General features: G+C 46.1%; 10 protein-coding genes. 7 read left to right on the top strand and 3 right to left on the bottom strand.

Annotated elements, in window-relative coordinates:
* Window positions 1-3 precede the first annotated feature (3 nt).
* The 4 genes from glgD (at window position 4) to cls (ending at window position 4,462) form a co-directional block, all read left to right on the top strand.
* Window positions 4-1,113 carry a glucose-1-phosphate adenylyltransferase subunit GlgD gene (gene glgD, locus GC097_RS03755; protein ID WP_171682010.1) on the top strand — a complete coding sequence of 370 codons (1,110 nt, stop codon included), beginning with the start codon at window positions 4-6 and terminating at the stop codon, window positions 1,111-1,113.
* A 29-nt stretch (window positions 1,114-1,142) separates the two neighbouring features.
* A complete protein-coding gene (gene glgA, locus GC097_RS03750) occupies window positions 1,143-2,573 on the top strand; it encodes a glycogen synthase GlgA (protein ID WP_171682009.1) in 1,431 nt (476 codons plus the stop codon).
* 125 nt (window positions 2,574-2,698) lie between these two features.
* Window positions 2,699-2,893 carry a hypothetical protein gene (locus GC097_RS03745; protein ID WP_171682008.1) on the top strand — a complete coding sequence of 65 codons (195 nt, stop codon included), beginning with the start codon at window positions 2,699-2,701 and terminating at the stop codon, window positions 2,891-2,893.
* Window positions 2,894-3,004: 111 nt separating this feature from the next.
* Window positions 3,005-4,462 (top strand): cardiolipin synthase, encoded by a 1,458-nt coding sequence (gene cls, locus GC097_RS03740; protein ID WP_171682007.1) that lies wholly within the window; start codon window positions 3,005-3,007, stop codon window positions 4,460-4,462.
* 76 nt (window positions 4,463-4,538) lie between these two features.
* Here cls and GC097_RS03735 read toward each other — a convergent pair whose 3' ends face one another.
* Entirely contained in the window at window positions 4,539-4,967 is a 429-nt protein-coding gene (locus GC097_RS03735; protein WP_171682006.1) for a VOC family protein, read from the bottom strand.
* Window positions 4,968-5,056: 89 nt separating this feature from the next.
* Entirely contained in the window at window positions 5,057-6,277 is a 1,221-nt protein-coding gene (locus GC097_RS03730; protein ID WP_171682005.1) for a helix-turn-helix transcriptional regulator, read from the bottom strand.
* 132 nt (window positions 6,278-6,409) lie between these two features.
* On the opposite strand from GC097_RS03730, the gene uidA reads away from it, so the two are divergent.
* The 3 genes from uidA (at window position 6,410) to speD (ending at window position 10,622) form a co-directional block, all read left to right on the top strand.
* Window positions 6,410-8,206: a beta-glucuronidase gene (gene uidA / locus GC097_RS03725; RefSeq protein WP_171682004.1), complete on the top strand. Its 1,797-nt coding sequence runs from the start codon at window positions 6,410-6,412 to the stop codon at window positions 8,204-8,206.
* Window positions 8,207-8,248: 42 nt separating this feature from the next.
* Window positions 8,249-9,655: an MFS transporter gene (locus GC097_RS03720; protein ID WP_171682003.1), complete on the top strand. Its 1,407-nt coding sequence runs from the start codon at window positions 8,249-8,251 to the stop codon at window positions 9,653-9,655.
* A 154-nt stretch (window positions 9,656-9,809) separates the two neighbouring features.
* Complete coding sequence (gene speD, locus GC097_RS03715; protein ID WP_171682002.1) at window positions 9,810-10,622, top strand: adenosylmethionine decarboxylase; 813 nt, start codon at window positions 9,810-9,812, stop codon at window positions 10,620-10,622.
* A gap of 64 nt (window positions 10,623-10,686) precedes the next feature.
* On the opposite strand, the gene GC097_RS03710 is transcribed toward speD, so the two are convergent.
* A complete protein-coding gene (locus GC097_RS03710; protein ID WP_171682001.1) occupies window positions 10,687-11,874 on the bottom strand; it encodes an MFS transporter in 1,188 nt (395 codons plus the stop codon).
* Between the last annotated feature and the right edge of the window lie 122 nt (window positions 11,875-11,996).

The following is an 11,996-nucleotide window of genomic DNA, read 5'->3' as shown; positions in this document are numbered from 1 at the left end:
CAGATGAAACATGTAATGGGTGTCATTAATTTAGTGAATGAGCCGGATGATTTGGAGGAACTGACTTATTTCCGCTGCCCTGCATCGGTGCCATTCGGCGGTCGCTATCGGTTAATTGATTTTACATTGTCGAATATGGTGAATTCAGGAATTGACAACGTGGCTGTATTTACGCAGCATAAATACCGTTCATTGATGGATCATCTGGGATCTGGGAAAGAGTGGGATTTGGACAGAAAACGCGGCGGATTGTTCGTCCTGCCTTCGGTGCTGGATGAGCCAACGGGCATTTCACGCGGTGATTTGTACCAATTCTACAGCCATCGGGATTATTTCTATCGCGGCAAAGAAGAGCTGGTTATTATTTCACGCAGCCATATGGTCTGCAACTTGGATTTGCGCGACATCATTCGCTATCACGAGGACACGCAAGCGGACATTACCGTCATCTATAAACAAACGGATGAAGACATTCAAGGCAAATTCCGGCGTCTGGCGGTCAAAGAGAACGGGCAAGTGACGTTAATGGAAGACCACACCGGAAGGCTGCGGACCAACAACATTTCGATGGAAATGTATATCATGAGCAAAGCGCTGCTGCTGGATATGGTGGAATCCTGCCTCGCCCAAGGCTATGATCATCTAGTGCGCGACGGCATCATGAAAAATATTGATAAGCTTAGTGTGTATGGCTATAAATTTGAAGGCCACGTAGGAATCGTGAACTCGATTCAAGGCTATTACAAGCACAGCATGCAGTTGTTGAATCCGGCAATCTGGAGAGAGTTGTTCTTCCAGAAAAACCATATCTTTACGAAAGTTAAAGATGAGCCGCCGGCGAAATATTTGGAATCTGCTTCTGCCAAAAACACGCTGATCGCGAACGGTTGTATCGTGGAAGGCAAGGTGGAGAACAGCATTCTGTTCCGCGGAGTGAAGATACGCAAAGGTGCTTATGTGAAAAACAGCATTATTCTGCAAAACTGCGAAATTGAGGAGAATGTTATTATCGAGAACGCGATTCTCGACAAGGATGTCTTCATTTCCCGCGGACGCGTGCTGACCGGGGATAACAAGGCACCGTTCATCGCAGCGAAAACCAAAGTGATCTAACCGGTATCGAACTTCAGAGGAGTGGAAAGATGAAAGTACTGTTTGCTGCTTCAGAAGCTGTTCCATTTATTAAAACGGGAGGTCTGGCCGACGTGATCGGTTCGCTGCCGAAAGAGCTTGTCGGACAAGGGCTGGATGTTCGAGTCATTTTGCCTAAATACGGGGGAATTCCCGCCAAGTATCGGGATGCCATGACATTAGCAGTCACACACGACATTTACGTCGGATGGAGGAAGCAGTACATCGGCATTGAAGTGCTGCAGCATGACGGGGTTACGTTCTATTTCATAGACAATGAGTTTTATTTCAAACGTCCGGGGATTTACGGTTACGGGGATGAGGCGGAGCGTTTTGCGTTCTTCTGCAAAGGCATAATTGAAACATTGCCGCTGCTTGATTTTCAGCCGGACGTTATCCATTGCCACGATTGGCAAACGGGAATGATTCCGGTACTGCTAAAGGCTCACTATCAACATCTGCCATTCTATAGCGAAATCAAAACCGTATCGACGGTGCATAATTTGAAATATCAGGGCGTGTTCAGCCAATCGTTGTTTAAGGAACTATTCGGCTTGTCTGACGATCATTTCACAGGCACAGCGCTTGAACTGCATGGCGGCGCCAGCTTCCTTAAAGGCGGATTGCTGTACTCCGACCGTATAACAACGGTGAGTCAGACTTACGCCGAAGAAATTCAAACGCCTTATTATGGCGAATACCTGGACAGCCTGCTGCGTCACCGCAAGGATCAGTTAACGGGCATTGTGAACGGAATCGATTATGAGGTGTTCGATCCTATGAGCGATCCGCACCTCGTGGTCAATTATCGGGATTCGCTGCCGAAAAAGCAGATGAACAAGACAGCTCTCCAGGAGAGGCTGGGACTCGCTGTAAAGGCGGATGTCCCTATGATTGCCTTAGTAACCCGTTTGGTGCAGCAAAAGGGGCTTGATCTCATCCAGCATGTGATCGCCGAAATTCTCTCGCTAGACATTCAGCTCGTCGTGCTGGGCACAGGAGAACATGGCTATGAGGAGATGTTTAAGCAAGCTGCTGAGAACTACCCGGACAAAGTATCAGCCCAGATATGCTTTGACGAGGCATTGGCGCATCAAATTTATGCCGCCTCAGATATGTTCTTGATGCCCTCTCAGTTCGAGCCATGCGGCATTGGGCAGCTGATTGCGCTCCGGTACCGCTCGGTACCGATTGTGAGAGAAACCGGCGGGCTTAAGGATACGGTCCAGCCGTACAATGAGTTCACGGGCGAAGGCACCGGCTTCTCCTTCCAGAATTACAATGCCCACGATATGCTGCATACGATCCGACGGGCTGTCTTTTTCTACAAAAATGATCGTGACGCATGGCTGAAAATTCAGCAGAACATGAAAAAAGGTGACTTTAGCTGGAAAAAGTCTGCGCAACAGTACATCGAACTCTATCAGGATATGGTTAACTAAATGAAGAAACAGGACTGGAGGCTCATGCTTTCCAGTCTTTTTACCTATTTCCTCTTCATTTTTTCTTCACAAATGACGATAAGTATCCTGTCGGGTGAAATTGGGTAGAGGAGGCAATTGTCATAATGAGCCGGACTACAGTTTGCTTAACAGATGCTGATCTGTATCTTTGTATGCTATTTCAAACACCGGTTGAGGTGTGGTTTGACGATGAATTGGAAGATTCGGGAACACTCATAGAAGCGTATTCGGATGATGTCCTTAAAGTAGGCGGCGTTTATTATTTACGGAAGCTGTGCCAAATTAAAAAAATAGCATAAGAACGGACTCTTCCTCTTATTCTTACTAAGAATAAGAGGTTTTTTTCGAATTTGCCGAAAATAAGGTATAATATTCCTGATCCGCTGACATCAAAGGTTAGGAGTGGCCCAATGGATTGGTTATCGCACGCACTTACTGTTGTCTTTATCATTAATATCATGCTCGCTTTAACGGTTGTGTTCTTAGAACGCCGCAACGTTGCCGCCACATGGTCGTGGTTGATGGTGCTCTTGTTTATTCCGATTCTCGGCTTCCTCCTATATGTAATGCTGGGGCAAAATTTGAGCCGTAGAAAGCTGTATAAATGGAACAGGCGGATGCAAGAAAGAATGCAGACGGTCATTTCCGAGCAGCAGGAGCAGTTGATGAGCGGGACGATGGCTTATATTGATCCCATGGTCAGCCAATACCGTGATCTCATCTATTTGAATGTGTCTTCCAATGACGCTTTTCTTACCCAGGATAACGGTGTCCATATTTTTACGGATGGGAATTCGAAGTTTAGCGATCTACTTATGAAAATTGAAGCTGCGCAGACGCATATTCATATGCAGTATTACATCGTGAAGAATGACTCGCTCGGCCAGAAGATCATGCATGCTCTAACGAAAAAGGCAGAGCAGGGCGTCATCGTTAGATTTTTGTATGACGACATCGGCTCGCGTGCCTTAAAAGATTCTTTCTTCCGTGATTTTCTGAAAGCTGGCGGGCAGAAAGCAGCTTTCTTCCCGTCACGAATTCCGTATTTGAACTATCGGGTTAATTATCGCAATCATCGGAAGCTTGTCATCATTGACGGTCAGATAGGCTATATGGGCGGCTTCAATGTGGGCAATGAATATCTCGGACTTAACCCTCGTTTCGGCTTCTGGCGGGATACTCACCTGCGTTTAACGGGCAGTGTTGTTCGTGCGCTGCAGTCCCGCTTCATCCTCGATTGGAATTTAGCCGCGGCGGCTCCGCTAGAGGTGGATCAGCGTTATTTTCCGGAACGTGATGAAGCGGGCAGTTTGCAGAACAATGTTCCGATGCAGATTATCGCCAGTGGGCCGAATGAAGAATGGCCGCATTTTGTCTACACTTTTCTCAAAATGATTCATATGGCGAAGAGCCGCATACTTCTTCAAACGCCTTATTTTATTCCTGAGGAGAGCATGCTCAATGCGCTGCGAATTGCCGCCTTATCCGGCATTGACGTTCGCATCATGATCCCGCAGAAGGCGGATCACTTGTTTGTTCACTGGGCATCCCTCTATTATGTCGGTGAATTGCTGCGAGCCGGGGTGAAATGCTACTTGTACGATTATGGTTTCTTGCATGCTAAGACGATTGTAGTCGATGGGAAAGTGGCTTCGGTGGGGACGGCGAATTTCGATATTCGCAGCCTCCGGCTTAATTTCGAGACAAATGCTCTGATGTATCACGAAGAGACGGCGAAAAAGTTGGAAAACATCTTCTGGAGGGATATGGAAGGGTGCATGGAATTGACCTTGGAGGAATATGAAAAGCGTTCACTAAGAATCCGCTTCCTGGAATCCATTTCGAAATTAATTTCACCGATATTATGAGTAAAAAAAGGAGCACGCCTACTCTTCCTCAGAAGGGAAGGGACGTGTTCCTTTTTCGTTAGCAAGCTATTAGGAACTAGTAAACCGCTTCGCCGTTGTCATAGTTGAACATCCATTGGATGCCGAACTTGTCTACCAGCATGCCGAAGCATTTACTCCAATTCGTTTCCGTAAGCTCCATCGTAACTTGACCGCCTTCTTTCAGCTTATGAAAGGCAGATTTAACTTCTTCGATATCTTTACTTACCAGTGAGATAGAGAAATTGCTTCCAGCTACGAACGGCATGCCGGGGAATACATCCGAGAACATGATCGTGCTGCCGCTAATCGAAAGTCTGGCATGCATGACCAAGGATTTCGCTTCTTCCGGAAGCGGGTGCGCGGGATCGGATGGCGTATCGCCAAACGTCATGATTCTCGGCTGCTCCGTTCCAAAAACCTCTGCATAATATTCCACCGCTTCACGACAATTTCCATTGAAATTCAAGTAAATATCTAAAGCCATTCATCTCACTCCTCAGATTTGTTAGTTTCATATTATTTCCATATTGTATCATTAAGCTTGTCCGAATTCCAATGAAAGAAAGGTGATCCTCAGACCTTTTGATAATCGGTCGGTGTCATTCCTTCCAGCTTTTTGAAAATGCGGGTAAAATAGCCCGCGTCATCAAAGCCTATCGATTCGGCAATCTCTTTGATGGAGGCATCGCCTCTTTTGAGATAAGGTTTGGATTCTTCAATCCGCCGCCTTTGCTGGTAATCCGTCACCGTTATCCCTGTTTCTTTCTTGAATTGTCTCGAAATATGCGAGGGGTGAGCATGGCAGGCCAGCGAAATTTCTTCTAAACTTAAAGGTTTATTGTAATGCAGGGATACGAATTGAATGACTTTTTGGACCAGGGGGGAATATCCTTTAACAGCATGAAGGCGTACCAGCTTGCAGTACTCGTCGTGCATGGTCGCCATTAACTTATTGAGGGAATCGATCGTCTCTGTCCGTTCAATGCGTTTGGCGAATTTCTCGGAAATCTGATGCAGGAAAAAGGGTTGGACGTTCACATTTCTGGCAGCGACTCTTAACAGCGTATTTAGGATAATGAGCGCATTTCTTAAAGCTCTTACCGGCTGGTTAGGAAATCGTTCGGAAAAGTCGTACAGATTTTTCATTTTTCCTTGCACCTGCTGCACCAATTCCTGATCGCCATGCTGCACCGCCAGCGTCATTTCTTGTTCAATTTCATAACGCAGCTCGACTAGGTCGATGTAAGCTTCATCGCGCTGCTGCAGCATGAGCTCTATCTTTTTCTGCCGCGGCGACTCGGCTGTTTGCGGCCGAACCTCCAATTCCCGAATATCGGTTTGAGAAATGCCTTCGATTTGCTCGAAAATATTGGCCAAGCTTTGGACCCGGGCCGTGCTAATTAATTTTAACCCCCGATAAAAACCTTCTAATTCAATCCGCTTCTGCTGATCCAGTTTGAAATTCAAAGATATTCGATTGACATCAGGCACTTGCAGCAAGAAAGGACCTGTGACTAAAATCTTGGGCTGTTCCTCTTTTACTCGAAACTCTCTGGCTAAATACGTTACTCCCCATGCATTCGTGAATTTACAGCATTGTCCGGGAGATATTTGCGTTTCTGCGCATAGGAATTGCATGTCATCCTGCAGCCATTCTTTCAAAAAGTCCGGCATTCTGTCATGCTCGTGGCTTATTTGAACAGCTCCGATGCTGCTTAAAACGGTCGTATTGATATCGGTGATGTGAAAAATTGTAAGCGAGATGGCAGATAAGTGAAGAGGCTGTATGGTCATTTGATTCTCCTGACATGTAAAAATGTATATTTAAATTATCCTATATGTGCAAAATACGTCCTACTTGCTGCGCGTTTATCTTAGTATAATCTGAATTGTTGAGATTGAAAACGAAAAAAAGGAGCGGTAACTATGCTATATCCAATCGTATCGGAGTCAAGGGGCATTATAGATCTTAATGGGATATGGAGATTCAAACTGGATTTTGGAAAGGGCTTTCAAGAGAAATGGTATGCAGCCGGTCTTACTGAGACCATCCCTATGTCTGTACCGTCTTCTTTCAATGATGTAGGCGCTACCGCGGATATTCGAAATCATGTGGGCTGGGTCTGGTATGAGAGAGATTTTACATTGTTAAATTTGCTTTTATCAGAACGTGTTGTCCTGCGCTTCGGTTCGGCGACTCATAAAGCGATCGTTTATGTAAATGGAGAACCGGTCGTCGAGCATAAGGGCGGATTTACACCGTTTGAAGCCGAGATTAATGCCTATCTCAAATCAGGCCATAACCGTTTAACGGTTGCCGTGAATAATATCGTGGACGAATCGACGCTTCCCGTCGGAATCTACACCGAGCAGGAAATTCCGGGGAAGGGCATGGTCGCGAAAAACAGTCCGAACTTCGACTTCTTTAATTACGCAGGACTCCACAGACCGGTGAAAATTTATACGACGCCTCATACGTATGTGAAAGATGTGACGATTGTTACCGATGTGAAAGCGCAAGACGGGATCGTTCAGTATGAAGTCGACATTGTCGGAGAAGGGCAACTGAAGGCAACTGTGATTGATCAGTCGGGAACTATTGTAGGAGAGGGCAGTGGCCGTCAGGGCACGATCAATGTCCATGAGGTGACACGTTGGGAGCCTTTGAATGCTTACATGTATACGCTTAAAGTTGAGTTATCTCAAAATGGCAAAGTAGTCGATGTCTACGAACAGCCTTTTGGCGTTAGAACGGTGGAGGTCAAAGAGGGGAAATTCCTAATTAACGATAAGCCGTTTTATTTCAAAGGGTTTGGGAAGCATGAGGATTCCCCGATCCATGGCAGAGGATTTAATGAAGCAGCCAATGTGCTTGATTTCCGGTTGATGAAGTGGATCGGCGCGAATTCGTTCCGTACAGCCCACTACCCGTATTCCGAAGAACTAATGCGGCTGGCTGACCAAGAAGGACTCGTCGTCATTGATGAGACGCCTGCTGTCGGTTTGCACTTGAATTTCATGGCGATTTTCGGAGGCGGTCCGAAGAGAAAGACGTGGGAGGAGCTTCGAACAAAGGAGCATCACCAGGATATGATCCGGGAACTCATTGCTCGGGATAAAAACCATCCGTGTGTCGTCATGTGGTCCATTGCCAATGAGCCGGCTTCCGAGGAAGAGGGCGCGGATGCTTATTTTAAGCCGCTTGTCGAGCTGGCGAAAGAGCTTGACCCGCAAAAAAGACCGGTTACCATCGTTACGCACTTGATGTCAACCCCGGATACATGTAAAGTTGCGGAGCTTGTCGATGTGCTTGCACTGAACCGTTACTATGGCTGGTACGTGCAAAGCGGCGATATGGAGGCTGCCAAAGTCAAACTGCGTGAAGAACTGGCCGGTTGGGGCAAGCGCTGCCCTGGCAAACCGATCATGATGACTGAGTATGGCGCGGATACCGTTGCCGGACTGCATGATGTAGACCCTGTGATGTTCACCGAAGAATATCAGGTCGAATACCTTCGTGCGAATCATGAAGTATTTGATGAATTTGCTACATTCGTTGGTGAACAGGTTTGGAATTTTGCAGATTTCAATACGTCTCAAGGCATCATGCGGGTCCAAGGGAATAAGAAAGGAATTTTCACCAGGGATCGGAAGCCGAAATATGCCGCGCATGAATTGCGCAAAAGATGGTCAGCGATACCGGAATACGGATACAAAAAATAGTCGAAGCGCAAACAACAGATGTCAAGGCACTGGAGGAATACTATGAGTAATGCGGACATTCAAACAACGTCGAAACCGACAATGAAAGTCATGACAAGCCGACCATTTGGCATTCGGGATAAGCTTGGCTATTTGTTCGGCGATTTCGGAAACGATTTCTTCTTTATTCTCGTGAGTTCGTTCTTAATGGTCTATTATACGGATATTTTCAAGATTCACGCGGCGACGATTGGACTCATGTTCTTGATTGCAAGACTCTGGGACGCTATTGCAGATGTTGTTTGGGGCCGGTTCATTGACACGAGAAAAGCGGGGATTCAAGGCAAATTCAAGCCTTGGATCTTCCGAATGTCATTTCCGCTGGTTCTGTCAGGCATTCTGATGTTCGTGAAAATTCCAGGTATGTCCGATGGTTTCTATTTGGCCTATGCATTTGTCACGTATCTGATATGGGGAACTTTATACAGCACGGTCAATATTCCCTACGGGTCGATGGCTTCCGTCATTACGAGCGATAGTGTCGAGCGTACGACGCTGTCGACTTTCAGGACAATGGGGGCTAATCTCGCCGGATTAATTATAAATGTTCTCGGTCCGTTGATCCTGTTTGTCAACAATAAAGCAGATTCCGACAGATTTATGCTGGGCGCAATCCTATTCGGCATTCTCTCGATCTCCTGCTACATGGCTTGCTACAAATTATCGACAGAGCGTATTACCCTATCTGAAACGAAAGAGAAAAAGATTCATTTAGGCACAACTTTAAAAGGTCTGCTCAAAAACAGGCCCTTAATCTCCATCCTGGTGGCATCGCTGGCATTTATGATGCTTTCTATGCTTGTCGGCGCAGTGAATGTGTATTTGTATAAAAATTATTTTGGAAGCGCTTCGATGTTAAGTATGGCAGGTTTAATCCAAACAGCCGCCGTGTTTATCGCCATTCCGTTCGTCAAATCGCTCGTGAACAAATTCGGCAAGAAAGAAATTGCGTCAGCGGGGATGCTGCTTTCATCTATTGTCTATCTGGCTTTGTATTTCTTGCCGCATTTGACCGCGTTACAATTTGTTATCGTTTCCGGACTGGGCATGTTTGGTTTTGCTTTTTTCAATCTGGTCGTTTGGGCTTTTGTAACCGATGTCATCGACTATCAGGAATATGTCACCGGTTTACGCGAAGATGGCACCGTGTATTCCATTTATTCTTTTGCCCGAAAAGTAGGCCAAGCGCTTGCCGGAGGGATCGGAGGCATTGCAATCGGTTCCGTCGGATACGATGCCGCCCGTTCCGTGCAGACTCAAGAAGCGCTTGACGGCATCTATACGTTAGCTACCTTAATCCCTGGTATCGTTTATCTGTTGATTTTCTTGATTATTGTTTTCTTTTACCCGCTGAACAAGCAGCGAACGAATCAGCTTGCCGTTCATTTGACTGCGAAGCGGGATGCTTAGGAATAAGGAAGAGAAGAGCTAGGAGGTGATGTCTTTCAGGCATCATCTCTTTTTGCTTGTCGAATAATGGAATAGAAGCAGCCTTGGCATCACATCATAAGTTAATCGTAACAAATCATCTGCGATAGAGCGTTAACATTAAGGGGGAGAATCATTGAAATTAACATCGGAGCAGCGCATTACCTTGCATGGTTTTAATAATTTAACCAAATCTTTAAGCTTTAACATGTACGATATTTGCTTTACGAAAACCAAAGAAGAGCGCGAAGCTTATATCGCTTATATAGACCAGCAGTACAACGCAGACCGTTTGACCGCCATTCTGAAATCTGTTGCCGACATTATCGGCGCACATATTCTGAACATTTCCAAGCAGGATTATGAGCCTCAAGGATCAAGCGTGACGATGCTGGTATCGGAAGGGCCGATCGAGAAGGCATCGAACGAATCGTTTGAAGAGTCCCCCGGCCCGCTCCCGGATGCGGTTGTTGTGCATTTGAACACCAGCCATATCACGGTGCATACGTATCCTGAGTATCACCCGGACGAGGGCATCAGCACCTTTCGGGCTGACATCGACGTCTCGACATGCGGTGAAATATCGCCGCTCAAAGCGCTGAACTATCTCATTCGGTCCTTTGACACGGACATTATGACGATGGATTATCGAGTTAGAGGGTTCACACGCGACATCATGGGGCACAAGCTGTTCATCGATCATGAAATCAGCTCCATCCAAAACTATATTCCTGGCGAAATCAAAGACATGTATCATATGATTGATGTGAACGTTTATCAGGAAAACATATTCCATACGAAATGCAAGCTTCGGGAGTTTGATTTGAACAACTATTTATTCGGCTATACGAAAGATTCGCTGAGCAAGGAAGAACAGCTGGAAATTGAGAAAAGCGTCAAGTGGGAGATGGATGAGATTTTTTATGGTAAAAATATGGTTTTTACTTGATAAAGTAACGAATAACCGCTCATAAGGGGGATCCCGAAATGAGCGGTTATTGTGATTTACGATACTATTCGGATTGTATCATTTTGGCCTTTTTATTTCCGATTTTAAACTGGATGACAATCATTACCGCTACCAAGATCGACATTCCCATGAGGGCAGGAGGAAAGCTGTCTGCATAATCATGGATTAAGCCTACAAAAAGGGGGCCAAGGGCAGCAAAAATGTAACCCCCGGATTGCGTCATGGCAGATAACGCGCTCGCTTCTTCCGAATTCGATGTCTCATCAATAGGCAGCATTAAAGCCATAGGAAACAGTCCGCCTGCGCCGATTCCAAGAAAAATACAAGTTAGCCAAGGGGTCACAGGAAGTTGGAGCATGATCAGCCCGATTATCTCCATAACCGCGCAGCCAATGAGCCAGACCATTCTGTGTTGGAAACGGGAGACCAGAATAGGAATTAGGAAAGAGACCGGCATTTGCACGAGAGAAAATAAAGTCAAAATCATTCCCGCCGTCTGTTTCCCGTAGCCCATTGCCTGCACCATTGGGGCCAGCCATGCGGTAAGTGAGTAAAAGATGAAAGCCATCAACCCGAAAAAGCAAGTCAGCAGCCAAGCCCGTTTATTTGTTAATGGAAGCTTTAAGCCATTTTTATTTGATTTGGGCAAGCCGCCGGCGTCGACAGGACCGTTTAATTTCGGATCTTTCCGGACAGGCCGCCACCACAAGATAAGAGCCAGGAAAGCCAGGATTGACCATGATGCGACGGAAGCCTGCCAGGAATGGTTAAAGACGGACTGCAAAGGCACGGATAAAGCGGATCCAAGGGCGGCTCCGATGACAAGCGCCGTGGAATAGACCCCGACGATAGCCGACGGGTTGGCGAAATTTCCTTTTATAAAACCGGACAATAAAGGCCCAATGATGGCAATGCCCACACCGGCCAGGAAGGCGGTCAATAGCATCATCCAAGCGGAGTTGACGAAATACCTCGAGGCCGTAGCAGCCCCAATGAGTAAAAGACAATAGGCAATCGTCCTTTCAATGCCCCACCGATTGCCTAACTTAACTGCTGCCGGGGCGAAGAAACCCATACACAGCACAGGCAAGGAGGTCATTAGACTAGCCATGGAGCCGCTCATGCCAAGCGTTTCTTGGATCGTTCCAAGTAAAGGAGAGACGGAAGTTATGACAGGTCTTAAATTAAGCGAAGCGAGAAAAAGAGCAGTAATGAGAACAAAAAAACGCATGATCAATCATCTCCATCATTCAGTAAAAAATTATTCATTAGATCTAGAACAGTGTATATAGGAATGCACGATTGATCAATATTATTGTTTCTATTATAATCATAATTATTTCTTATGATAGA

The sequence above is a fragment of the Paenibacillus planticolens genome (genome assembly GCF_013141725.1).
GTDB classification, from domain to species: Bacteria; Bacillota; Bacilli; order Paenibacillales; family NBRC-103111; genus Paenibacillus_E; species Paenibacillus_E planticolens.
Note: the sequence above shows the minus strand (reverse complement) of the source record. Positions and strands in the feature narration are given on the sequence as shown.

Bases quoted from the DNA above. Each gene is read 5' to 3' on its own strand.
- glgD (WP_171682010.1), top strand. From the start codon at position 4: ATGAAACATGTAATGGGTGTCATTAATTTAGTGAATGAGCCGGATGAT.
- glgA (WP_171682009.1), top strand. From the start codon at position 1,143: ATGAAAGTACTGTTTGCTGCTTCAGAAGCTGTTCCATTTATTAAAACG.
- GC097_RS03745 (WP_171682008.1), top strand. From the start codon at position 2,699: ATGAGCCGGACTACAGTTTGCTTAACAGATGCTGATCTGTATCTTTGT.
- cls (WP_171682007.1), top strand. From the start codon at position 3,005: ATGGATTGGTTATCGCACGCACTTACTGTTGTCTTTATCATTAATATC.
- GC097_RS03735 (WP_171682006.1), bottom strand. From the start codon at position 4,967: ATGGCTTTAGATATTTACTTGAATTTCAATGGAAATTGTCGTGAAGCG.
- GC097_RS03730 (WP_171682005.1), bottom strand. From the start codon at position 6,277: ATGACCATACAGCCTCTTCACTTATCTGCCATCTCGCTTACAATTTTT.
- uidA (WP_171682004.1), top strand. From the start codon at position 6,410: ATGCTATATCCAATCGTATCGGAGTCAAGGGGCATTATAGATCTTAAT.
- GC097_RS03720 (WP_171682003.1), top strand. From the start codon at position 8,249: ATGAGTAATGCGGACATTCAAACAACGTCGAAACCGACAATGAAAGTC.
- GC097_RS03710 (WP_171682001.1), bottom strand. From the start codon at position 11,874: ATGCGTTTTTTTGTTCTCATTACTGCTCTTTTTCTCGCTTCGCTTAAT.